At 69.6% G+C, this 24,473-nt stretch carries 19 protein-coding genes; 10 read left to right on the top strand and 9 right to left on the bottom strand.

Going from position 1 to position 24,473, the window contains the following annotated elements:
• Positions 1–439 precede the first annotated feature (439 nt).
• The 6 genes from O7632_RS03040 (at position 440) to O7632_RS03015 (ending at position 6,188) form a co-directional block, all read left to right on the top strand.
• Complete coding sequence (locus O7632_RS03040) at positions 440–2,851, top strand: bifunctional diguanylate cyclase/phosphodiesterase (protein ID WP_278111244.1); 2,412 nt, start codon at positions 440–442, stop codon at positions 2,849–2,851.
• A 104-nt stretch (positions 2,852–2,955) separates the two neighbouring features.
• On the top strand, positions 2,956–4,293 hold the full coding sequence (locus O7632_RS03035; RefSeq protein WP_278111243.1) for a glycosyltransferase 87 family protein: 1,338 nt from the start codon (positions 2,956–2,958) through the stop codon (positions 4,291–4,293).
• Entirely contained in the window at positions 4,293–4,724 is a 432-nt protein-coding gene (locus tag O7632_RS03030; protein ID WP_278111242.1) for a CrcB family protein, read from the top strand. Before O7632_RS03035 ends, O7632_RS03030 begins: the two co-directional genes overlap by 1 nt.
• A complete protein-coding gene (locus tag O7632_RS03025; RefSeq protein ID WP_278111240.1) occupies positions 4,721–5,098 on the top strand; it encodes a CrcB family protein in 378 nt (125 codons plus the stop codon). The genes O7632_RS03030 and O7632_RS03025 overlap by 4 nt, the downstream gene beginning before the upstream one ends.
• Positions 5,099–5,161: 63 nt before the next feature.
• Complete coding sequence (locus O7632_RS03020) at positions 5,162–5,797, top strand: phosphoribosyltransferase family protein (RefSeq protein ID WP_278111238.1); 636 nt, start codon at positions 5,162–5,164, stop codon at positions 5,795–5,797.
• 22 nt (positions 5,798–5,819) lie between these two features.
• Positions 5,820–6,188 carry a zf-TFIIB domain-containing protein gene (locus tag O7632_RS03015; protein ID WP_278111237.1) on the top strand — a complete coding sequence of 123 codons (369 nt, stop codon included), beginning with the start codon at positions 5,820–5,822 and terminating at the stop codon, positions 6,186–6,188.
• Positions 6,189–6,224: 36 nt separating this feature from the next.
• On the opposite strand, the gene dnaB is transcribed toward O7632_RS03015, so the two are convergent.
• Entirely contained in the window at positions 6,225–10,013 is a 3,789-nt protein-coding gene (gene dnaB / locus O7632_RS03010) for a replicative DNA helicase (RefSeq protein WP_347403618.1), read from the bottom strand.
• A 1,318-nt stretch (positions 10,014–11,331) separates the two neighbouring features.
• On the opposite strand from dnaB, the gene O7632_RS03005 reads away from it, so the two are divergent.
• On the top strand, positions 11,332–12,357 hold the full coding sequence (locus O7632_RS03005; RefSeq protein ID WP_278111233.1) for a hypothetical protein: 1,026 nt from the start codon (positions 11,332–11,334) through the stop codon (positions 12,355–12,357).
• 81 nt (positions 12,358–12,438) lie between these two features.
• Here the strand turns inward: O7632_RS03005 and O7632_RS32185 are convergent, their stop codons facing one another.
• Positions 12,439–12,864, bottom strand: a complete 426-nt coding sequence (locus O7632_RS32185; RefSeq protein ID WP_347403554.1) for a hypothetical protein — start codon at positions 12,862–12,864, stop codon at positions 12,439–12,441.
• A gap of 37 nt (positions 12,865–12,901) precedes the next feature.
• Between O7632_RS32185 and O7632_RS32180 the strand changes: the two genes are divergently transcribed.
• Positions 12,902–13,702, top strand: a complete 801-nt coding sequence (locus O7632_RS32180) for a hypothetical protein (RefSeq protein ID WP_347403553.1) — start codon at positions 12,902–12,904, stop codon at positions 13,700–13,702.
• Between the two features lie 143 nt (positions 13,703–13,845).
• Here O7632_RS32180 and rplI read toward each other — a convergent pair whose 3' ends face one another.
• The 4 genes from rplI to rpsF form a co-directional block, all read right to left on the bottom strand.
• Positions 13,846–14,295 (bottom strand): 50S ribosomal protein L9, encoded by a 450-nt coding sequence (gene rplI / locus O7632_RS02995; protein WP_278111230.1) that lies wholly within the window; start codon positions 14,293–14,295, stop codon positions 13,846–13,848.
• A 16-nt stretch (positions 14,296–14,311) separates the two neighbouring features.
• Positions 14,312–14,551: a 30S ribosomal protein S18 gene (gene rpsR / locus O7632_RS02990; RefSeq protein ID WP_091551811.1), complete on the bottom strand. Its 240-nt coding sequence runs from the start codon at positions 14,549–14,551 to the stop codon at positions 14,312–14,314.
• Positions 14,552–14,594: 43 nt separating this feature from the next.
• Positions 14,595–15,107 (bottom strand): single-stranded DNA-binding protein, encoded by a 513-nt coding sequence (locus O7632_RS02985; protein WP_278111226.1) that lies wholly within the window; start codon positions 15,105–15,107, stop codon positions 14,595–14,597.
• Positions 15,108–15,205: 98 nt separating this feature from the next.
• Positions 15,206–15,496, bottom strand: coding sequence for a 30S ribosomal protein S6 (gene rpsF / locus O7632_RS02980; RefSeq protein WP_278111224.1), 291 nt, complete (start codon positions 15,494–15,496; stop codon positions 15,206–15,208).
• Positions 15,497–16,187: 691 nt separating this feature from the next.
• Here rpsF and O7632_RS02975 point away from each other — a divergent pair.
• Positions 16,188–16,961, top strand: coding sequence for a deoxyribonuclease IV (locus O7632_RS02975; RefSeq protein ID WP_278111221.1), 774 nt, complete (start codon positions 16,188–16,190; stop codon positions 16,959–16,961).
• 20 nt (positions 16,962–16,981) lie between these two features.
• Entirely contained in the window at positions 16,982–19,087 is a 2,106-nt protein-coding gene (locus tag O7632_RS02970; RefSeq protein WP_278111220.1) for a hypothetical protein, read from the top strand.
• Here O7632_RS02970 and O7632_RS02965 read toward each other — a convergent pair.
• From O7632_RS02965 to O7632_RS02955, 3 genes are all read right to left on the bottom strand, one after another.
• A complete protein-coding gene (locus tag O7632_RS02965) occupies positions 19,022–20,668 on the bottom strand; it encodes a glycosyltransferase 87 family protein (RefSeq protein WP_278111219.1) in 1,647 nt (548 codons plus the stop codon). The two genes, O7632_RS02970 and O7632_RS02965, sit on opposite strands and share 66 nt — an antisense overlap.
• Before the next feature lie 144 nt (positions 20,669–20,812).
• The gene (locus O7632_RS02960) at positions 20,813–23,737 is read right to left on the bottom strand and encodes a transglycosylase domain-containing protein (protein ID WP_278111216.1); all 2,925 of its coding nucleotides are present in this window, start codon (positions 23,735–23,737) and stop codon (positions 20,813–20,815) included.
• 193 nt (positions 23,738–23,930) lie between these two features.
• Positions 23,931–24,431: a DUF5318 domain-containing protein gene (locus O7632_RS02955; RefSeq protein WP_278111214.1), complete on the bottom strand. Its 501-nt coding sequence runs from the start codon at positions 24,429–24,431 to the stop codon at positions 23,931–23,933.
• Positions 24,432–24,473 lie beyond the last annotated feature (42 nt).

Below are 24,473 nucleotides of genomic sequence, written 5' to 3'. Positions count from 1 at the left end.
GATTGCGCACCCATAAGGAAAACCTAAGGATATGAGCGAACGCTGTTCGAAAGCGTACCGTCAATAGACCTGGACACAGAGTGATAAATCCAGGTGACCTTCACTTAATCTGCGCATATGGACATTTATCAGTATGCAAGTGGCATAACGCAACTTAAGCTTCTCTCAGTCGAACCAAAGAGATCGGTTCAAAGCGGTAAATCGACTGAAGGAGGAAGCCATGCGCGGACACGAGTGGTGCTGAGACCTGTTGTCACCGGGTCACGACAAGTAGTCTTGCGAGGCACGTAACGCTTCCCCGTTGAACACAGGAACGGGTGTGACTCGTACAGACCGACGCGATGCTGAGACCGATCGGCGGCTTTTGCTGCTCGTCGGTCTCGTCGTCGTTTGCGCATCTTTAGCCGGGATCGTCTCGCTTTATCTCGTCGCCGGGACGATGACCGCCACAGTCACCGAACTGGCGTTGACGGCCACCCTCATCTTCCTGGTGGCGGTCGGTTTCATCGTCAAATGGCAGCTGCGAATCCGATCGACCGCCCACGCCGTCTCCTGGTGCGAGACGGCCATCGTCGTCGGACTCGCGGTGGCCCCCGTACCGCTGGTGGTGCTCTGCACCGGGCTCGGCGTCGGCATCGCGCTGGCGATCAAGAGCCTGCCCCGGATGAAGGCCGCCTTCGCCATCGCCAAGAACATGCTGGTCGCCGGCACCGCCGGGATCGTCCTGCACCTGTTCGGCTGGCAGTGGCCGCCACCCGACCTGCCCGCACTGCTGATCCCGCTCGGCGTCGCGTACGGCGTCGCCGTGGTGCTGGACGAACTACTGACCCTGCCGGTCATCGCCCTGGACACCCACACCAAACTACGCAGACTCTTCAAGGACGGTTGGGGCCTGCGGCTGGCCAGCGCCCTGGTGCGGTACGTCCTGATCGTCGGAGCGCTGACCATCCTGGTCGCCGACCAGTTGCTGCTGGTGGCGATCCCACCCCTGATCCTCTGCATCCACCTGGCGCACGCCGGCCAGGCCCGCGCCCGGGCCGAGCAGCAGGCGTGGCAACGCCTCGCCCGGGCCACCGACGCGCTCAACGTCGTCGACCTCGACGCCGTCCTGTCCACCTCGGTGGTGCAGGCCGCCGAACTCTTCTCCACCGACCGGGTCGAGGTCGAACTCAACGACCCCGCCCGCCTGGTCCAAGGCAACAACGACGGCGTCCGGTACGACGGCCTACCCGGTGCCGCACCCGCCAATGGCGTACGCACCGTCATCGACGCACCACTCGCCGGCCCGGACAACGAATCCACCATCGGCACACTGCGCCTCTGCTTCACCGGCACGATCCGGTTCTCCGAACGGGAGAAGTACACCCTGCGCACCTTCGCGTCCGCGCTGTGCACAGCCGTCCGCAACGCCACGGCGTACCAGCAGTTGATCGAGGTCGCCGACCGCAACGCCCAGGCCGCCGCCCAGGACTCGCTGACCGGTCTGGCCAACCGGCGCCGGCTGATGGAGCACGGCACCGAACTGCTCGGCCAGCGACATGCCGACGGCATCACCGCCCTGCTGCTGATCGATCTCAACCACTTCAAGGAGATCAACGACACACTGGGACACGCCGCCGGCGACACGGTACTCCGGCAGGTCGCCCAACGATTGTCCGACAGCAGCCAGGCCGGCGACCTCGTCGCCCGGCTCGGCGGCGACGAGTTCGCCGTCCTGCTCACCACCCTGCCGGCACCGGCGATCGCCACGCACCGGGCCGACACCCTGCTCACCGCCATCTGTGAACCGATGGAACTCGACGGCATGCGGATCAGGGTCGAGGCCAGCGGCGGAATCGCGGTCGCGCCGAGCAACGGCGGCATGCCGGAACTGCTGCGCCGCGCCGACGTAGCGATGTACCAGGCGAAACGGTCGGGCAGTCGGATCGCCACCTACACACGCAGCGGGGACACCGCCGACGTCGGCCGACTCGCCCTCGGCGGTGATCTGCCCCGAGCGGTCGCCCAGCACGAGTTCAGCGTCAGCTTCCAACCGATCGTCGACCTCGGCAGCGGAGAGGTGATCGCCGCCGAGGCGTTGGCCAGATGGCAGCATCCCGACCGTGGCCGGCTCGACCCGCGCCGTTTCCTGGAGACGATCGAACGCTCCGGCCTGCTTCCGGCCTTCGTCGACGCCGTCCTCGACCAATCCTTGATCGCCGCCGCCACCTGGGCGGAAGCCGGCTTCGCCCTGCCGGTCGCGGTCAACCTCTCGCCCCGCAGCCTGCTCGATCCGCGTTTTCCCAGCGCCGTACTCGCCCGGCTGCGCGCTCACGACATCCCGGCCGACCGGCTCATCCTGGAGCTGACCGAGACGCTGACCATCAGCCAACTCGAAGTCGTCGACCATGTCCTGGGCCAGCTACGCGACGCCGGTGTCCGGCTCGCCCTGGACGATTTCGGCACCGGCTACTCGTCGTTGTCGGTCCTGGCCCGGATCCCGGTGCACGAGCTGAAGATCGCCCGGTCCTTCGTGATGACGATGGAAGGCTCCACCGAGGCCGTCGCGGTCATCCGGTCCACCGTCGATCTCGGCCGCAGCCTGGGGCTGACCGTCGTCGCCGCCGGAGTCGAGAGCGAACCACAACGCCAGGCGCTCTGGGCGCTGGGTTGCGTCGCCGGACAGGGGCACCTCTTCGCCCGGCCGATGCCGGCCCACCGGCTGCTGGCCGCGTTGCAGTGCGGCTCGAGCGGACGTCCCGGCACCCTCGCCAACCCGATCCACAGCGAAGGTGCCGTCATCCACCTCGCCCAGAGCCGCAGGGTGAGCAGCCGTACCAGGTCGGAGCGCGTGCCGCACCTGCCGGCCTAGCCACGCCGGGCGCCGGCCAGGCCGGCCAGCCCGCTGAGGCACGGCCGGGCGCGTCCCAGCCCGGCCGGCGGCCGACCGGCCCGACGTCTGCGACACTGACCGGCATGATCGTCCGGGCGGCCGCTGTCGAGGTCCGCCAGCGTTGGCACCAGCTGAACCACTCCGACGGAGCACTCACCGGCGACCTGTGGCTGTACCTGCTGTCCGCCGTCTTCGCCGCGCTCACCGCGGTGGCGACCGAACTCCCTGCCCACCAGGCCTGGGCCGGCGTGGCCACCGCCGGCTACGCCGTCATGACCCTCATCGTGCTGGGACAGCTCCTGATTCGCCGGTACGCCGGCCCACCGTCCTGCGCGCCGGCCGAGTCCACCGGTCCACGGCGTCGGGGACCGACCCGGTTCGCCGACGCCGTCACCGGCACCGGGGCCCGCGCCTGGTCGACCGCGGTGGCCTGGGCACTCACCGTCGGCGTACCACTGACGCTGCAGGCGACCCAGCGGGCCGCCGGGCACACCGAACGGGCGCAGGAAGAGGTACTGGTCGTCGAGGACGGCGGTGCCCGGCTCCTCGCCGACGGCAGCCCGTACCTGTCCAAGGAGGAGATCGCGGCCATTCCGGCCGACGAGCGTCTCCTCGGCTACCTGCCGTACCAGCCGGGAATGGCGATCTTCGGGATCCCGCGTGCGCTGACCACACCCGACTGGTGGACCGACGCGCGAATCTGGTTCGCCCTCGGGACCCTGGTCACCCTCGCCGCAGCCGGCGCGCTGGTCCGCCGCCGCACCGGTACGGTCGGACCCGCGCTGATCCGGGCCGTCCAGCTGACCGTCGTGCTGCCGCTGGGTGCGCTGGCGTTGAGCACCGGCGGCGATGATCTGCCGGTCCTGACGCTCGCGCTGCTCGCCCTCGTGCTCTGCGCCGCCGGTCGTTACGGCACCGCCGGTACGGCGATCGGCACCGCCGCCGCGCTCAAGATCATCGCCTGGCCGGTCCTGGCGGTGCTGTTGGTCCACGCCGCCACCCGTGGGCGCCGTGCCCTGGTCCGGCTCGCCACCGGCGCGCTGATCATCCCGGTGGCCGTGGTCCTTCCGGCCGCGCTCACCGACGGAGCCGCGCTGCTGCACAACGTGGCGGGCTTCCCGTTCGGTGCCGGTCTGGTGCCGACACCGGCGGCGTCCCCGCTACCGGGGCAGCTGATCGCCGATTGGCTGCCGTACGGCCGGGCGGTCGCCACCGTGCTGCTCCTGCTGGCCGGGGCGGTCATCGCCGTCCGGGTCCTGCGGGATCCGCCGGGTACGGCCGCCGCCGCCGCACTGGTCTGCGGGTACGGCCTGCTGGTGGCGATCCTGCTGATGCCGTCGACCCGGTTCGGCTACCTGCTGTATCCGGTCGCGCTGCTGAGCTGGGTGCCGGTGCTGCGTACGGTCCAGGTGCCCCGTTGATGCCGCCTCGCTCCACCGCGCCGGCGGTCCTGGCCGCAGTCGCCGTCGGCGGGGCGATCGGCGCCGCCGCCCGGTACGGCCTGGCCGCCGGGTGGCCCGTCCCGGCGGACGGCTTTCCCTGGCCGACGCTGGCCACGAACCTGGTCGGCTGTGCGCTGATCGGCGTCCTGATGGCGGTCGTCGCCGCGAGCCGGCGGCCGCATCGGCTGCTGCGGCCGTTCTTCGGTGCCGGTCTGCTCGGTGGATTCACCACGTTCTCCGTTCAGTCATTGGAGGTCTGGAACCTCGTGGACGCCGGCCGGCCCTGGTCCGCCGGTGGGTACGCGCTCGGCACCCTCGTCGGGGCGCTGGCCTCGGTCTGGCTCGGCGGGATGCTGGCCCGACCGTGGGCGGTGCGCCTCGCCGAACGGTCCGACGGAGGTGCCGGGTGACCGGGGTGCTGCTGGTGATGCTCGGCGGTGCCGCCGGAGCTCTGCTGCGCTACCTGGTGGACCGGCTGGCGGTGGGTTCCGGGCGGCCGTCCTACCAGGGCACCTTCATCGTCAACCTGGTCGGGGCGGTGCTGCTCGGGCTGCTGGCCGGCGCGGGGATGGCCAGCGACGGATGGGTGTGGCGGTTGCTCGGCAGCGGCTTCTGCGGCGCGTTGACCACCTACTCGACCTTCGCCTACGAGGTGGTGCAGCTGGCCGGCGGCAGTCGGCGGGACCGGCTACGCACCGTCGGGTACGCCACCGGCACGCTGACCTTCGGATTCGCCGGACTGGTGGCGGGTGTGCTCGTCATGTCCACCGAGACGATCTTCTGATCCGGCGAGACGATTTTCTGATCCGGCGAGCGAACGGGACGGATTCGGCGTACACCTGTGGGGGTGGAGACGGTGTTCCAGGACCGACGCGACGCCGCCGAGGCGCTCGCCGAGCAGCTCACCACGTTCGCCGGTCGGCCGGACGTCACCGTACTCGGGTTGTTGCGGGGCGGAGCCCCGATCGCGGCGGTCGTCGCGCGACGACTCGACGTGACGTTCGACGTGCTGGTGATTCGCAAGCTCGGTCTGCCATCGGCGCCGGAGGTGGCCTTCGGCGCGATCGGGCCGGGTGGGGTCCAGGTGTTGAACCGGGAGATCGCCGACCAGCTCGACGCCGGCCAGCGTGACCGGGTCGTCGCGGCGGAGACCGCCGAACTGCTCCGACGGGAACAGCTGTTCCGGCGCGGCCGACCGCCGCTGCGGCTGGCCGGGCGAACCGTGGTGCTCGTCGACGACGGCCTGGCCACCGGCGCGACCGCGCGGGCGGCGATCGCGGTCAGTCGCGGACTCGGCGCGACCCGGGTCGTGTTGGCGGTGCCGGTCGGCTCCGCCGCTGCGGTCGCGGACCTGGCGGGTGAGGTCGATGAGATGGTCTGCCCGGTATGTTCGGATGATTTCCGCGCAGTCGGTCAGTATTACGTGGATTTTCACCAGGTGTCCGATGAGGAAGTCGCCGCCCTGCCTGTCGGCAGTAGGTGAGCCGAGCCGGTACCGTCGAAGCATGCATATGACCTGTCCGAAATGCCACGGCCAGATGCGGCAGTACGAACGCAGTGGCGTCACCGTGGACCAGTGCACCGAGTGCCGGGGCGTCTTCCTCGACCGTGGCGAGTTGGAACGGCTGATGGACGCCGAAGCGGCGTGGAACGGTGGTCAGGGCCGGGCCGGTCAGCCGGGACGGCCGCCGGCGGCAAGCCCGGGCGGCTACCCACCTCCGCCGCCACCACCTGCGGCACCGGCCCATCATCAACCCGGATACCCGCCGCCGGCTGCCTACCCGCCGCCGGCTCCCGCGTACGGGCATCACGGCTACCACGGGCACTACCGTCACAAGCGGCAGAAGAGCTTCCTCAACCAGCTCTTCGACTGAGGCGGCAGGCGTCGGCCGGTTCCCGACGCCCGAGCGCTAGATCGCCATGTCGACAAAGCGGGAGAGGTGGAGTTGCGCCGCGACGGTCACGGTGTCCGTCGGGCCGTTACGGTGCTTCGCCACGATGAAGTCCGCCTCTCCCGCCCGGGGTGACTCTTTATCGTAGTAGTCGTCCCGGTGCAGCAGAATCACCACGTCAGCGTCCTGCTCGATCGAGTTGTGCGCGGCGATGCCGTTGGCGATGAAGTTGTGCGTGCCGAGCACCGTCGCGTCGAAGACGTCCCGCTCCCCGACGGGCTCGATGGCCACGATCTCGTCCCAGTAGATGTCGTTCGTCGCGTGCAGGTCGAGATCCGCCGCGTCGAGGACCTCGGCGATCTCCGCCAGGCGAGGTCGGCCGGCACCCGTCCCGGCACGAGTTCCGGCATCGGCATCGGCATCGGCATCGGTGAGAATCGCTCGAAGTCGGCGCCACGCCTGGGCCTGCGTCGCGTCGGGCTCGGTGCCGGGCCGGGCCGACATACTACTCAACGCGGTGAGCAGTTGGATGCGGTCGCCGGCCTGCCCCCCGTACCCGCCGATCTCGCGCAGGAAGCGGAGCTGGTCGTCGCGTCCGGCGATGTCGAGAAGATACGACCCGGAGTCCTGCGTCGGAGGACCGGACGCGGCAGCAGCAGCGGGCGCGGGCGTCAGCGCGGGCGTCAGCCGAGCGGTGACGCCGTAGCGCAGCAGCAGCCGGGAGACGTCTTCGAGCAACCGGCGGCTGGGCGAGCTGAGCTCGATGGATCCCTCGCCGCCCGGTTGACCGAGCCGGATCGAACCGGCCGCCGACCACAGCTGCCCCAGGAGGATCGTCACCTGTTCCTTCGGCAGGCTGTACGCGCGAGGTGGGACGAACAGCTCGTCTGGACCGAGGCCGAGCAGACCCATCCCGTCGAGCCATCGCGCGATCGAACGGGGCGTACCGGCCGCGCCGTGGTCGGAGTCGGGGTCGGGCTCGGGCTCGGCCAGCCGGAGTGTGGTAGCAGTGGCCGGCGACTCCTCGTCACGCGGTGCGTCGCCACACGACTCGTCGACACGCGGCGCGTCGATCCCGAAATGCTTGGCCGCCTGCGCGACGGTCCGCAGGTTGGCCTCGTCCCGGCTGACGTAGCGGACCGGCTGGCGGGCGAACGAGCCGGCACCCAGCAGGTGCGCCAACAGCACAACCTCCGGCTCCGCCCAGGGCCGCACGGCCAGTGGCGGCGGAATGTGCCGGGGCGTGGCGAGTCTGGTGCCGATCGTGAGGTCACCGAGCGGCGTCCACCCGGCGACGGTGAGGAAGGGGTGGTTCGCGGTGGCCTCGATCTGTTTGCCGGAGGCCAGCGTCAGGCGGAACACCGTACGGTGTCCACTCGGGAACACATGGGTCAGGGTGCGCGGGGTGTAGCGCAGACTCTCGTCGAGTGCCCAGACCGGGACGTCGGTCGCCCCCGAAGCGAGCAGGTCCCCGAGGGCGACCTCCGAGTTGTCGTCGGCCCGGATCAGGCGGGTCGCGGCGGTCAGACACCCCGACTCCCGCAGGTCGGACAGTTGCGGTCGCTTGTCGGTACGCTGCTCCGGCCCACGGTTGAGCTGGCTCACCGCGATGACCGGACACTCGACCTCCTTGGCCAGCAGCTTGAGGCCTCGGGACAGCTCGGCGACCTCCTGCTGACGGCTCTCGGTCCGCTTCGGCGACGACATCAGCTGGAGGTAGTCGACGACGATCATCTTGAGGTCGTGCCGCTGGCGCAGCCGGCGCGCCTTGGCCCGGATCTCCATCAAGTTCATATTGGGGGTGTCGTCGACGAACAGCGGCGCTTCGCTGATCTCACCCATCCGTCGGGCCAGTTTGGTCCAGTCGTCGTCGGAGAGCTGACCGGAGCGCAGCACGTGCAGCGGCACCTTCGCTTCGGCGGACAGCAGCCGCATCACGATCTCCACCTTGCTCATTTCCAGGGAGAAGATCGCGCTCGCGCAGCCATGCCGGATCGCCGCGTTGCGGGCGAAGTCCATCGACGCGGTGGAGTTGTGCGTCGGGATCATCGTCCGACCGGCCAGGTAGAGATGATCGGCGTTGGCCACGGTGACACAACGGACCGCGACACTGGGTACGGGTCGTACCGCCACGATGTGGCGGTAGGCGGAGCCGGACCGGCCGAGCCGGTCCGGCTCGCCAGGGCCGGTCTGCCGTCCGGACTCGCTGAACACCTGGTCGACCGGGTCGAAGGTCAGCGTGTAGACGGTCGGTGGGGCGGTCATCCGCCCTTGGACGCTGGCCCCCGAGACGGTGCAGTGGTATCCCAGGCTGGCGATCAGCTCACGTACCCCGTCGATGAGTCGGCGGGAGGTGGTGCGGTACTCCACCAGACCGCTGGGGCTCACCGTGCCGGCGGCGTCCAACAGACCGGCGAGCAGGGCACGACGTTGCGATTCGGAGGCACGAAGGTAGGGGTCGGGAATGCCCCGATCGTCCTCGGGTTCCTCGACGTCGGCCGGATCCCGGTCGGTGGCGAGGGCGACCCCGAGCTCATACGGCTGTTCCGGCAGGTCGGCCCGGTCCGGCAAGGCCAGCGGGCGACAGTTGCGTACCGCGTGCCGGGGTTGGTCGTCCGGTTGCCGGCGCAGCGCGGCGGCGATCCGTTCGGTGGTCGTCACCTCGGTGACGGCGTCGGCGACCGAACCGTCCCAGGTCCGCGACGCGTCATCTGACGCTGTGGACCGGACGCCGTCGGTGGCGAGCGTGCGCGCGACCGACCGACCGACGTGAGCGGGTACGGGTGGCTGGCCGGCGGAGCCGACGCCGGCCATCGCCACCGGCAGCCGTGGCGGCAGGGACGACACCTGCCAGAGGTGGTCGGCGTCGGCGACGATCGACGAGCCGTCGGAGAACTCCACCTGGTAGCAGGTGCTGCCCAGCATGACTCCCGAGGTGGCGATCACGGTGGTGGGTCGACCGTCGGCACCGACGAGTTGGTCGCCCACGTCGACCTCACCCATGGTGGTCCAGCCGGTCGGGGTGGGCAGTGGGGTGTCCAGCGCCAGTGCCTTGCCGAGACCCGGCCGGCCGGCGACGATGATCAGTTGTCCCGGATGCAGGCCGTTGAGCAGCCGGTCGAGATCGGTGAATCCGGTCGGCACCCCGGTCATCACGCCACCCTGGGCACCGACGGCTTCGATCTCGTCGAGGGTGGGTTGCAGCATGTCGGCGAGGATGGCGAAGTCTTCGCTGACCCGGCGCTCGGTCACGTCGTACACGGCCTGCTGTGCCAGGTCGACGACGTCGTCGATGTCCCGGCCGCTTCCGGCGGCCGAACCGTACCCGAGCTGGACGATCCGGGTGCCGGCTTCGACCAGCCGGCGGAGCACGGCCCGCTCGGCGACGATCCGGGCGTAGTAGGCGGCGTTCGCGGCGGTCGGCACGCTCGCGATCAGGGTGTGCAGGTAGGGAGCTCCGCCGATGCGGCCCAGGTCCCCGGAGTCGGCCAGCGCCGCCGAGACGGTGATCGGGTCGGCCGGCTCGCCCCGGCCGTACAGGTCGAGTACGGCGTCGAAGATGGTGGCGTGGATCGGCCGGTAGAAGTCGTTGGACTTCAGGATCTCCACGACGTCGGCGATCGCGTCCTTGGACAGCAGCATGCCGCCGAGAACGCACTGCTCGGCGGCGATGTCCTGGGGCGGTGTGCGATCGAACTGTCCACCGTCGGAGGGCGGTCCGGGTGGCCCGCCGCCGGAGGGCGGACCCGCTGGACCGGATGAACGGGCCGGTCGGGTGCCGGCCTGTATGTCGTCAGTGATGGACACCAGCACCCCCTCCACGTCGACCAACTGCCCGCCGGTCCACCTGCCTGCCAGTGAACGTCGCGGGTACGACAAGACGTCGTCCGCCAGTTGCCCCTCGGACGCCGCCGCGACCGGGGGACGTCGCATCGGTGTTCCAGGGCCGACCGAAACGATACGGACTCCGCGGAGCTGGCCCAAACAGGTCGGTGGACGAACCTTGGGACAAGCTGTGGATAGCGAGCCACAGGCTGTGCACAACCTTGTGCACAGCCTGTGGATAACCCGGGGGCAACTGGCGCCGAACGGCTTTGACCAGGGATTACGTCGTCCACACCCGGTGGACAAAATTCGTACCCGGCTGTGTCCAGGCCAACCGGCTACTATCGGCGGTAACTGATTCGCCAGCTCAGCCATCACGGCTCGACAGCGAAGGGGCGAGGCTCCGGCGGTGGATTACCGGGACTGGGAGTATGGCGACCGCCCGCCGCGCGAGCGGCGACCGGCCGCTCGCTGGGCCGGTGACACCCAACCTGACGCAGAACAACCAAGCACTCACTCAAGGTACGACAGTCAGGCTGGTGAGATCGTCGACCCACCGCGACGGAGCCGGCATCGGCGGGCGGAACCGGCCACGGAGATCGACGATTCGTCGCGTCGCACCGGTCCGTCCGAAGTGGCGGGTCCCTCCGGAGCAACCGGTCCGACCAGGGCAACCGGTCCGATCGGGGCAACCGGTCCGATCGGGGCAACCGAACGCACCGGGCGCCACCGTGACGAATCATGGCAGATACCGACAGAACAGGTCCGGGGACGGCGTAGCACCCGAGCCCGTGGTTCCGCCGGTACGGGTACGCCGGCCAGCGACCCCCACCCCGACCCTGTCGAGGACTCCCGGCGCGCCGACACGTCGCGGCGGGATCGGTCCGCTCGGCGATCCACCGACCCGGGCGCCACCTGGTCGACGGGCGCGGTCGGGCTGCCGGCTCGGCCGGCGAGCGAGTCCGAAGCTCGGCCGGCGAGCGAGTCCGAAGCTCGGCCGGCGAGCGAGTTCGAGGGTTGGTCGCGCGACCGGGACCCCGCAGCTGGACGCGAGGTGGAGCGGCGGACCGACCGACCGACCCAGCGGGACTCCGGCGGCAGGCGCAGCCGTCACGCCCGAGCGGACCGAGACCCACGCGCGGACCGACAGCGTGATCGCGCCGACTACACCAGTGAATGGCAGCACGGCACCGACTACACCACCGAGTGGCAGCGGCCCGATGAATGGCGGCGACCAGCCGACCTCGAGTCCCCCCCGCCCGCTGGGCGCGGCAGCCGTCGCTCCGACCGCTGGGAGCAGGTGAGCGACCTCACCGGCACGTGGCAGCGGGACGCGACCGACTACACCACCGAGTGGCAGCGGCCCACCGACTACACCACCGAGTGGCAGCGGCCCACCGACTACACCACCGAGTGGCAGCGGCCCACCGACTACACCGGCACCAGCCAGCGGTCAGACGAGTGGCGTCGGCGTCCGCCTCGCCAGATCGAGTCGAGCCGGGCGGAGCTGAGCGACCAGACCGACACCTGGACGCGTACGCCGGCACCGCGCGCGATCAGTTCAGGTAGCTCCACCAGTCGAGACGACCTGATCGGCAGCTGGCGCGACGCGAGTGACCACACCGGCCAGTGGCATCGTGGTGACGATCCCGACAGCTGGCCCGCCGGTAGTCGGACCGGTGCCCGCAAGCGTCGGGCGGCGGACGTGGTGCGGCCCGATCCGGATCCGGTGCCGGTCGATCCCTGGCAGGCGGCGGAGCCCGGCCGGGACGACGGGTTCTGGTCAGGAACCCGGTTGGCCGGCGACGACCCACGCTGGGTGGAGCCCCCCGAGTCCGCACCACGATCGCCAGCGGTCGCGTTTCCCAGTGCTCCGCGCTCCCGATCGCTGCCGGAGTCGACCCGCCGGCCCCGCTACGAGCCGCCGTCCCGGCATCGACTGACCTACCGGATCGACGACGAGTTGATCGATGCCGATCAGGGTGGCTATCTTTCGTCGCTGCTCTACACCGCCGCCTGGTACGCCGTACCGGTGATGGCGTTTCTGATCTGGAGCCTCACCCTGGACGGCACGCCGGCCAGCGCAGACTGCATTCCGGGAATCGACGGCGGTTGCGTCTCCGCCCGGGCGCAGGCGATCAATTCGCTGGTGGCCAGCGCGACGGACTTCGCGTACGCCCTGCTGATCTCGCTCGTCCTCGCGGTCTCGATCCGCTGGTTGAGCGGCACCTGGCGGGCATCGAGCGTCGGGCTGGCAGCCGCCGTCATCGGTGGCGGCATGTCGACGGTGCTGGCCAGCGCGATCTCCGGTCAGCCGATCGGGTGACCGGGCGATCTGGTCGGCGACGAATCGCGGCCCGGCGTCCTGGCCCGCGAGCCGGTTCCCCTCCTACGATCGGCGGATGCCTTACCGGAGCCGGAATCGTTCGCTGACGGTCGTCGCCGGTACGGCGATCGCCGTCCTGGCCGCCGGATGCGGTGGAACCGCACCGGTGCCCGGTTCCGCGCCGGCGACGGCACCGGCGGCCGCATCGGCGACTGCGGCGAGTCCGTCGTCCGACCCGCCACGGTCGCCGTCCAGCGAGCCGTCCGGCCTAGCCGCGCTCGGCGCTGCCCCGAGCCCTACCGGTACGGCCGAGAGCGCCCCGCCGGACGGTGCGGTGACCGGCTCCGCGGCTGACTTCTCGGCCGGCAATCCGGCTGGTCGCGCGGCGGTGCCCGAGCACGCGCGGGCGGTGGACACCAGCCGACCGACGCGCGTCGTTGGTGACGGGACCGCGGCGAGCTGTACGTCGGCTGCGGTGGTCGACGCCGTCGCCGCTGGCGGAATCATCACGTTCTCCTGTGGGCCCGCGCCGGTCACCATCACCATGACGCGAACCGCCAAGGTCGTCAACGCGGCGAACCGGCAGGTGGTGCTCGACGGCGGCGGCCGGGTGACGTTGAGTGGCGGCGGCGAACGTCGCATCCTCTACATGAACACCTGCGACGAGGCTCAGGGGTGGACGACGTCGCACTGCAACGATCAGGACCATCCGCGCCTGGTGGTGCAGAACCTCACCTTCGCCGACGGCGACGCGACCGGCGAGCAGACCGACGGCGGTGGCGGCGGCGCGATCTTCGTTCGGGGCGGGCAGTTCCGGGTGGTCAATTCGCGGTTCGTGGGCAACCGGTGCGACCGTACCGGCCCGGATCTGGGCGGGGCGGCGATCCGGGTGTTGGACCAGTGGCAGGACAAGCCGGTGTACGTGGTCGGCAGCACGTTCGGCGGTGCCCCGAACGCGGGCGGGGTGTGCGCCAACGGCGGAGCGGTGAGCAGCATCGGTGTGTCGTGGACCGTGCTCAACAGCCTGATGACCCACAACTCGGCGGTCGGCAACGGCGCGAATCCCGCCAAGCCAGGTACGCCGGGTGGTGGCAGTGGCGGCGCGATCTACGCCGACGGCAACCAGTTCACCGTCACGATCGCCGGCACCATCATCGAGGACAACGAGGCCCGGGAAGGTGGCGGCGCGATCTTTTTCGTCAGCAACGATCGTTCCGGCAGCCTGCGGCTGACCGACTCGGTGTTGCGGCGCAATCCCAGCCGAGGCTTCGAGACCGCCGGGTATCCCGGCATCTTCTTTCTCGGGGCCGGCGAACCGAAGGTCACCTCCAGCACGCTGCGCTGATCCCGTTCCGCCGCCGGCCCGGTCCGGCCGAACCACGGACCCCCGCCGGAGACATCGTCGTCCGCCCACGTCAGACACACCTGAGCCGCACCGGTCGGACCGGTGCGGCTCAGGTGTGTCTGACGCTGTCGTGCGAGCCGCGGTTACTTGGCCTGGAGCACGTTGAGGTCGAACGTGGCGGTGACCTCCGGGTGCAGCTTCACCCGCACCGGGTAGGTCCCCACCGACTTGATGTGACCGGGCAGTTCGAGCCGACGCCGGTCGATGGCCGGGCCACCAGCGGTCCGGACCGCGTCCACCACCTCGGCCGGCGTGACCGAACCGAACAGGCGGCCACCGTCGCCAGCCCGCGCGGTCATGCTGACCTTGAGGCCTTCGAGTTGCCCCTTGACCTCGGTGGCGTGGCCGAGGTCACGAATCTCGCGCGCCGACCGGGCCCGCTTGATCGAGGTGACCTGCTTCTCGGCTCCCTTGGTCCAGGAGATCGCGAACCCCTGGGGCAGCAGGTAGTTACGGCCGAAACCGTCCTTGACCTCGACGATGTCCCCTGGGGAACCGAGCCCAGAGACCTCCTGAGTCAGGATGATCTTCATTCCGGTGCCCTCCCGCTCAGCGTGCCGTCGTGGTGTACGGCAGGAGCGCCATCTCGCGGGCGTTCTTGACCGCACGAGCGATCTGGCGCTGCTGCTGGGAGGTGACCCCAGTCACCCGCCGAGCGCGGATCTTGCCGCGGTCGGAGATGAACTTGCGCAGCAGCGCGGTGTCCTTGTAGTCGATGTAGGTGATCCCGTCCTTGTCGAGCGGGTTCACCTTCTTCTTTGGCTTGCGCAGTGCCGCAGCCTTGGCCATTGCTCTTGCTCCTGGTTTGCGATCGCGTGCGTTGGTTGCCACGTCAGAACGGAGGTTCTTCGTCGAAGTTGCCGCCGCCGGAACGGGCAGACGAGGCTGCCGGCGCGGCGGTGGCCCACGGGTCGTCGAAGTTGCCGCCGCCGGAGTTGCCGCCGCCGGAACCGCCGAAGCCGCCACCACCGGAACCGGAACGGGACATCTTCTGCACCTTCGCCGTGGCGTACCGCAGCGACGGGCCGATCTCGTCCACTTCCAACTCGATGACGGTGCGCTTTTCGCCCTCACGGGTCTCGTACGACCGCTGCCGCAGCCGACCCGAGACGATCACCCGGGCGCCCCGCTGAAGTGACTCGGCGACGTGTTCGGCCGCCTGACGCCACACGGTGCAGGACAGGAAGAGCGGCTCGCCGTCCTTCCATTCACCGGAGGCCTTGTCCATGAACCGGGGCGTCGAGGCGACCCGGAACTTGGCGACCGCCGCCCCCGAAGGGGTAAAACGCAACTCAGGGTCATCGGTCAGGTTGCCGATGACCGTGATGGTGGTATCTCCTGCCATGACCATCTCCTCGCGCGCTCAGTCGTCGTCCCGGTCAAGGCTGCCAGAGCCCACCGACAGGACGACCGAGGCTGTCCGGGCGTGCCGGGAAAGGCGCGTCAGCGCGTCTCCGGCCGAATGACCTTGGTACGCAGCACCGACTCGTTGAGTCGCAGCTGGCGGTCGAGCTCAGCGACGGCATCCGGGTTGGCCTGCAGGTCGATGACGGCGTAGATCCCTTCGGCCTTCTTGTTGATCTCGAAGGAAAGGCGCCGACGGCCCCAGACGTCGAGTTTCTCGACCGAGCCACCCGCGGTCCGAATCACGTTCAGGTACGTGTCGAGCGATGGCGCTACGGTGCGCTCCTCGAGACTGGGGTCGAGGATCACCATGATTTCGTAATGACGCAAGACGTACTCACCTCCTCTGGACTGGCGGCCACGGTCCTTCCGTGGCAGGAGGTCTGGCGTCGTGGCGCCGGTCGCCGAACAGGATTGCCGACCACCAGCGCAACTGGACAAGGATAGCCGGCCCCGAAGCAGGCAGCACGCGCACCCCGGGCGAGCAGGGAGCTCGCGCCTGAGCACCAGGCCCGGCTCGGTGCGGCTCGCGGCCGCCGGGGCCGGGAGACACCAGCCGCGGGGCGCCCCTGTCCGCATTCTTTGGGTGGGACCTGGGGAGGAACGACCACACCGACGAGGTTGGACATGGAGCGCCCCGCGGAGCCTGTTTAGTTGTGCGGCGATGGCGTCTCGGATCAGGGCAGCCGGCGCGTGCGCCGCCCGTGTTGCACCACAATAACCCTAATAGCTGCCGCTGATACACCAATCACGGCAATTGCCGCCAGCAATACGAGAAGTCCGGTTGCCTGCTCCTGTCCGGCCAGCTCGCTCCACCACGAGCCCGTCACCAGTACACCGACCGACGGTCACCTGCCATGTCACTCCCAGCCGGGCGAGGCCCGACGCTGACCGGGAGCCACCGGGCCGGATGTCCGACCGGTTCAACGACGCCGTCGGACCCCGGTGACGCCGCCGGCGGGTGGGGCGGGGTCAGCCCACCGTGCCGAGTCGGTCAGGCCGGCCACGTAGGCTCGCCGACATGCGTATCGGAGCCCACGTCGACCCGGCCGACCCGCTTGCCGCCGCCACCGACCGCCGAGCCGACGCCGTACAGTTCTTCCTCGCGGATCCGCAAGGTTGGCAGGCGCCGAAGTCGCGGGACGACGCCGACGAGTTGCGCGCCTCGGACGTGGACGTCTACGTCCACGCCCCGTACGTGATCAATGTCGCGACCAGCAACAACCGCATTCGCATCCCGAGCCGCAAACTGCTGGTCGGTCATGCCGCCGCCGCCGGCGCGATCGCCGCGAAAGGTTTGATCGTGCACGGCGGCCACGTCAACCGGGGCGACGACCCGGCCGTCGGGTTCGACAACTGGCGCAAGACCTTCGCGTACGCAAGGGAACAGGGCGGATTTCCGCTGCCGGTGCTGATCGAGAACACCGCGGGCGGGGACAACGCCTGCGCCCGCCGGTTCGACGCGCTGGCCCGGCTCTGGGACGCGGTCGGCGAGTTCGACGTCGGCTTCTGCCTGGACACCTGCCACGCGCACGCGGCCGGCGAGGATCTGCTGGGGATCGTCGATCGGGTCAAGGCCATCACCGGACGGATCGATCTGATCCACGCGAACGGATCCAAGGACGGGTTCGGCTCCGGCCGCGACCGCCACGACAACCTCCAGAACGGCGAGATCGACCCGGCTGCGATCGTCGCGATCGTCCGCGCCGCCGACGCTCCGGTGATCGTCGAGACCCCGGGTGGATCCACCGGCCAGGCGGCGGACATCGCCTATCTCCGTGGTCAACTGGGGTGACGAGACAAGACGGCCTCGACATGAGCAGCACGCAGCCATCGACCCCGGGCGCACGGGATCCTGACTCCGCCGGACCCGATTCGGCCACGGACGCCGCACCAGCTCCGGAGGCAACGCCAACTCCGGCGGCAACGCCAACTCCGGCGGCAGCCGCCGACGAGTCCCCTCCGCTTGCGGCGACCAAGGTCGACCTCCCCGCGCCAGCGGTAGCCGACCACGATGCCTCCGGGCCCGACACCACCAAGACGGCCGACGCGGTCGAACCCGACACCACCAAGGCCGGCACCACCGGGACGACCGACGGCGGCGAAGCCGCGACACCCACGCCAGCCCCCGAACCGCCGAAGCCGGCGGATCCGTTCGTCGCGTTCGCCCCGGCACCGGACCGCCCGCCCGGTCGGCTACGACGTGCCGGCGCGGCGGTCGGCCGGCGGCTGACGCACGAGTGGACGCTGGCCGGCCTGGCCGCCCTGGCGCTGGCGGTCGTGATGACCTGGCCAACGCTGCGCTACCCGCTCTACACGATTCCGCAAGACACCTGGGATCCGACCCTGCAGGCCTGGCAGATGGCCTGGTCGGGACACATCCTGTTGACCGACCCCACCCAGCTGTGGCGGTCCAACACCTTTTACCCGGAGCCGTGGAGCTTCGCTTTCTCCGACACTCTGCTCGGCTACGCCCCGGCCGGGATGATCGGTGACGGACCGGTCGCCGCCGTCGCGCGATACAACATCATGTTCGTGCTGGCGCACGCGTTGGCGGCGCTCGGGGCCTACGCGCTCGTCCGTCAACTCGGCGCGGGTCGGACCGCCGCCGTCGTCGGTGGAGCGGCCTACGCCTACGCGCCCTGGCTGCTCGCCCAGGCCGGGCACCTGCACATCGTCTCCAACGGCGGCATCCCGCTGGCGCTGGCCATGCTGGCGCGGGGGCACGGCTGGTCGCTGCGGCACGGCTACCGGCCGCAGCGGCGGAACGTGGCCTGGGCGCTCGCCGGCTGGCTCACCGCCGCCTGGCAGATCAGTCTCGGCTTCGGCATCGGACTGCCGTTCATCTACATCCTGGCCGCCATCTGCCTGGTCAGCGTAATCATGTACGTGGTCCGCCGCACCTGGTTCTGGCCGCGACGCAAGCCGTTCGGGGCCGTACTACTCCTCGCCGACCTGGCCGGCGGGGCGTTGTTCGCCGCGGTCGGCGTGCTGCTCGCGATCCCGTACTTCCGGGTGGCCGAGCTGCATCCGAACGCCGCGCGCACCATGGACGACCTGGCCGCGTACTCCCCACCGTTGGCGGGCTTCTTCACCGCTCCCCAGGAGTCCCGGATCTGGGGAGACCTGCACGCCGATGCTCGGGCCGCCCTGCCCTGGCATCCGGAGATGACCCTGCTCCCCGGCTTCGTGCTCTACGCATTGGCCCTGGCCGGACTGGTCTTTTCCATCTGGACCCTGCGGCAACGTCTGCTGCTGCTCGGCGGCGCCCTGCTCGGCGGCGCGCTGGCGATGGGCACCACCTTCTTCGGCGGCACCTACACCTACGGGCTGCTGTTCGAGCACGTGCCCGGTTGGGACGGCATCCGGACCCCGGGCCGGATGATGCTCTGGACGACCCTGCTGTTGGCCGTTCTCGCCGCCGGCGCGGTCGGTGCCTTCGTCGACCGGGTCGGCGAGATCGCCCGGCAGCGGGTGACCGAACGTCCCGGTGCCTGGCTGCGGTTGGCCACCCTGCTGCCACTGCTGCTCGTCCTGGTCGAGGGGCTCAACGTGACACCGCATCCGGTGGTGCCCGCCCAACCACAGATCATGCGGGTCGACGACGGACCGATCCTGGTGCTGCCCAGCGGTCAGAACCTCGACCAGCACGTGATGCTCTGGTCGACCACCCGCTTCCAGCCGGTGGTCAACGGCGGCAGCGGGTTCACCCCGCGACGGCTGGCCGAGGTGCGTGAGGTGACCCTGACCTTCCCGGACGAGGCGAGCATCTCCTACCTGCGCGAACTGGGGGTTCGTACGGTGGTGATCCGGCGTGACGAGGTGCTGGGCACACCGTGGCAGACCACGATCGATCTACCGGTTGACGGGCTCGGCATCGACCGAGCCGACATCGGCGACACCGTGGTCTTCCGGTTGTGACCCGGTACCGCCACCGGAGGTGCCGGCGCTGAGTCGGGCGCGAAGTTGGTCTCGGAGCCGCTCTCGAAGTCGTCGCAGCCAGTCGGCGTCGGAGGTGCCCTCGAAGACGCCGCCGTCCGGGTCGTCGGCGTAGTTGTGCCGTACCGGGTCGAGCTCCGGCCGCAGGATGTCGCGAACGACGAAGGCACAGAGCGCGATCACGGTGCCCAGGCGCAGCGTGGCGGCGAGGACGAAGACCCCTTCCGGGATGACCGGGCTACCGGTCGAGATGCCGAGCAGTTGACCATAGAAGGCGAGGAAGTAACCGACCTCGGCGAACTGCCAGGCGAGGAAGGCACCCCAGCGTGGGCGGGCCAACACGATCAGCGGTAGCAACCAGAGGGTGAACTGCTGTGACCAGACCTTGCTGAAGATCAGGAAGGCGGCCACCACCAGGAAGGCGAGCGCGGCGACGCGCGGACGGCGTGGCGCGAGCAGGGCGAGCAGGCCGATCGCGGCGCAGGCCAGCGCGAACAGCGCGTACGACACGTTGTTGAGGGTGGGGATGTTGTTGCTCAACCACTGGAACAGTCCCTGGTCACCGGGAATGCCTGCGGCCCACTTGCCGTCGAGGTAGCGGCCGATGTACCACAACGTTCCCCAGTCGATCGGCCGTTCCGAGTTGAGTTCGAAGAAGCGGTCCCAGCCGCTGCGCGCGTATAGGTAGACCGGCAGGTTCACCGCGACGACGGTCAGCACGGCCGCGCCGATCGCGGTGCCGGCGGCTCGCAGCCGGGCCGATCGCATGCCGAGTACCAGCAGCGGACCGAGGATGAACAGCGGCCAGAGTTTGGCGGCGCCACCGATGCCCAGCAGGATGCCGGCCAGGACCGGCCGCTTCTTGGCCCAGGCGTACAGGCCGAAGGCGGCGAAGCCGATCGGCAGCATGTCCCAGTTGACGGTGGCGGTCAGCACCAGCGCCGGGGACAGGGCGAACATCGCGGCGTCCCACGGGCGACGGCGGCGCAGGGACAGGATGGTGGCGACTGCGGCGACCGCGAGGGCGCAGAGCACCAGGGCGTTGAGGTTGTAGAACCACATCGCCTGGTTGAGTTCTGGACGGTCCGCGCCGATCGCGTGCACCGGCAAGCCCAGGATTCCCATGAAGTAGCCGGTGACGACCGGATACTCGACCGGGTGGTCCAGGTAGGGGATCTTGCCCTCGTTGAGTCCTTCGGCGTAGTAGAGCGCCAGCACGTCGGTGTAGCAGAACCGGTTGTACTGGACGTTGTTCTGCCAGGCACCGTCCATGCAGGGTGACTTCTGCACCCAGTGCAGGGCGAGGCTGAGGCAGACCAGGGCGAGCACGATCCGGCCGGCGGTCCAGAACCCGCCGGATCTGGTGGTCGCCGAGTCCCCGGCACCGGCGTGGCGACCGAGCGGGCCACCGATCGCCTCGGAAAGCCCGCGTACGAATCCGTCGGTGCGGGAAGGATGATCGACGGTGGCCTCGACGATCGATCCACCGTGGCCGGCACCGGCTTGTACCGGCTGCGGATCCCGCTCAGCTTCGTCGATGCCGTTCGGCGGCTGCACGCTCATGAACAGGCATCCTGCCGTACCGGACGGGTCGACGTCTGCCCAGGATCGCACATGTCGGGACACTCGTTCCGAAGACGGGTCGGCGACCAGGGCAGTTGCCCTGGTCGCCGACCCGTCGCACCTCAGATCAGAGACAGATATCGATCAACCGGTTGCCGGCGCTGTCGGGGGGACACTCGCGCCACCGCCGCCGCCACCGTTGAACAGATCCAGGCCCGTCCCATCGCCGGCCTCGCCATCCTGACCGCCACCGCCGGGGGCGGCGTCCTGACCGCCACCGTCGTTGCCGTTGCCGTTGCCGGGGTTGTTACCGGGGTTGTTGCCGTTGCCGTTGTTGTTGCCGTTGGGGCAGAGCAGCGGACCGAGCGGGCCGTCGCAGGCGGGGTTGCCGCCGCCACGGGGCGGATCCGGTGCCGGTGGTGGCGCCGGCGACTTACCGTTGCCGGCGTCGACGCTGCCGATCTCCCGGGCGGCCGGGAAGCGCTCGACGTCCATGCCGTCGTGCGCCTCGTTCATGAAGCGCTGCCAGATGGTCGCGGGAAGCCCGCTACCGCCGATCTTGTTGCCGTTCTTGTCCCGCAGGGCCTTGCGATCGCCGACGTTGCCGACCCAGACCGCCGTGGCGATCTGCGGGGTGTAGCCGATCATCCAGGCGTCGCCGTTCTCGCCACTGGACTCGTTGAGCTCCCAGGTACCGGTCTTGCCGGCAACCGGACGCCCGTTCTTGAGATCCTTGTCGATGTTGTCCGGGATCTTGGTCAACACGTCGGTCAGGTCCGCGACCACCTCGGTACGGATCCGCTGCTCCGGCTTGAGCTGCTCGCCGCCGACCTTGACCCATTCGCCGTTGACCAGGTTCTTCTGCTCGACGGAGATCACGAAGTGGGCCTTGTTGTAGACGCCGCGATTGGCCAGGGTGGCCACTCCGTTGGCGTGGTCGAGCACGGTGACCGGGTACTGGCCGTAGCCGACGACGTTGAAGAACGGCGAGGGTGCGACCTGCTTGGGGTCGTCGATCGCGGCCAGGTCGTACGGCTTGCCGTCGGCGGTGTTCCACATCGTGTTGATGCCGGCCGCCTTCGCCATCCCGACCACCTTGTCCGCGCCGATCTGCTCGGTCACGTGGTAGAACGGCACGTTGTAGGACTGCACGGTGGAGAACTCCAGCGAGCACCACTCGCCGCAGCTGGCGTTACGGCCCGCGTTCTGCACCTCGATCTCGGTGCCCTCGACCTTGAACGGCTTGGCGGTCCAGCGCGAGTCGACCGAGATGTCGTTGTCCAACGCGGCGGCCAACGTATAGATCTTGAACGTCGAGCCAGGCGAGTGCCCGCCGGTCCACTGGCCGTTCTCGTAGTTGCGGCCGGCGTAGTCGTGTCCGGTGCCGTTCTCGCCGCCGAAATAGGCCAGCACCCGACCGGTCTCCGGGTCGATGGCGACCATCGCCGCCATCACGTTCTCCGGCTGACCCTCCATCGGCGAGCCCTTGGTCTTGCGCCACGCGGCTTTCCGGGCGGCGGCCTGCATCTCCGGGTCGATCGTCGTGGTGATCTTGTAGCCACCCTGCCGAAGCTTCTGGGAGCAGTCGTCCGGAGTGCAGATGCCCATCTGCACCATCTCGTCCCGGACGTAGTTGATCACGTTGCCTTCTGGCGTGTTGATCCCACAGTCGATGATGCAACTGTTCGGATCGACGGCCCTGACCTCGGGATACTCCGCCGGCCGCTCCGCCGGATCGAGCCAGCCGCGTTCGACCATCCCGTTGAGCACGTACGCCCAGCGGTCCTTGGCGTCGACCTCGTTGACCGCTGGGTCGAACCCCTGGTGGCCGGTGACGCTGTCCGGCTCCGGCTGTTTGATCACGCCCGCGATCACCGCGCCTTCGGCGACCGACAGATCACTGACCGACTTGCCGAAATACTGCTGGGCGGCGGCCTCGATACCGTAGGCGCCCCGGCCGAAGTAGATCGTGTTCAGGTAGAAGCCCATGATCTCGGACTTCTCGTACCGGTCGTTGAGCTTGGAGGCCAGGACCGCCTCGCGGACCTTCCGGGCGTAGGAGACTTCCTGCAGGTCCATCGCGTTACGGGCGTACTGCTGGGTGATCGTCGAGGCACCCTGCCGGCTGCCTCCGGTGAAGTTGTTCCACGCGGCTCGGGCGATGCCGACGTAGTCGATACCGGAGTGGTCGTAGAAGTTGCGGTCCTCGGCGGAGGCGACCGCCCGCTGCACGTGCTCGGGAATCTGATCGACGGTTACGAACACCCGGTTGAACTCGCCGAGCTTGGCGATCCGGCTGGTGCCGTCGTTGGCATAGATCGAACTGGCCAGCGGGAGTGGCAGTTGCTCCGGCAGGGCCACGGTGGTCGAGTAGTACGTGCCGCCGACGACAGCACCGCCGGTGAGCATGATCAGTACGGCGAACGAGGCGATCAGCAGGTTGATCCGCCGCCGCTGTTTGGCCTTCTTGACGGCGGCCGGATCGTTGCGACCGCCGCGACCGCCGCGACCGCGCCGGCCGGGACCGCCCGGACCACCCGGACCGCCGGGACCGCCCGGGCCACCGGGACCACTCGGGCCACCGCCGAAGCCGCCCGGACCGTCGAACCCGCTTGCTGGCGAGACCGGCCGTACGCTGGCCCGCCCGACGGTCGCCCGGCCGGCCGCCGATCCGGGGCCGCCGACACTGGCCCGGCCGGCGCCGCCGACCGAGGCGCCACCGACCGAGGCACGGCCAGCCGGCGCGCCGCCGACCGAGGCACTACCGACCGAGGCACGGCCGGCCGATGCGCGGCCGCTGACGCCACCGACCGACGCGCTGCCCGTCGAAGCGCTACCGACCGAGGCCCGACCACTGGACGCCGACCCGGGCCGGGGCGGGACGTCCGCGCCGCCGCCAGCCGACCATCGGCCCGGCGAGCCGTGGCCGGACTCATGGAAGGCACCCGGTACGGGTTCGTCCGTACCACGGCTCCACCGGTAGTCATCCGGCTCAGATCCGTGTCCGCCGCCGCTGCCCGGCATATGGGCACGCCCGGAGGCGGAGTTGGGGTCGCCGTACGAGTTCATGTGTCACACCCTGCCGGTTGCGGTGATGCGCAGGTGCGACACCACCGGTCTGCCGTGAGTTGGCCCACTGCCGGCGCCGGATCGACACCGCAGCCGAAAGCCACTTCATCAGAAATATCGTGACTTGTCCGGTTAACCATTTACATTGCCCTGCCCACTCTCTGGTGCCTACGCAGCGGCCGGGCAATCGGGTTCACCGTTGGGCCTCTCGCCTTCGTCTGCTCATGAGCGGCTGACCAGCGCCGCCGGACAGTTGACCAGCGCCGCCGGACATCCCGGCGGACGCGGCGAACGCACCGTCCGTCGCGTCGTCGTCCTCAGCGGCGGCGAGTCCGTCCCGACCGAGCAGGTACTGCTCCACCAGGTGGTTCCAGTCGCAGACGCGGCACACCTCGACGACGTACACCTGGAACTCACGCAGAGTCATCGCCAGGATCGACAACTCCGCGCGGGTGCGGGCCTGCCCGGCGGACTGCTTCAACTCGTCGCCATAGATGTAGTGCACCTGGGTCAGGTTCTCGCGCCGGCAGATCGGGCACCGCTGCTCGGTCGGTTCACCGTGGAAGCGGGCCGCGTTCTTCAGGTAGGGCGACGCGTCGCAAACCTCGTAGGTGCCGATCCGGCCGGAGAGAACCTCGCGCAGCACCGCTCGCCGCTGGAGCGAGTAGTCGACGATCTGGCGCTGCGAACGCATGGACCCGAGGGTACGCGGTCCGGCCAGAAGTTGGCGACACCG

This window comes from Solwaraspora sp. WMMD406 (genome assembly GCF_029626025.1).
In the GTDB taxonomy this organism is placed as follows: Bacteria; Actinomycetota; Actinomycetes; order Mycobacteriales; family Micromonosporaceae; genus Micromonospora_E.
This window is presented reverse-complemented; position numbering and strand designations above follow the sequence as displayed.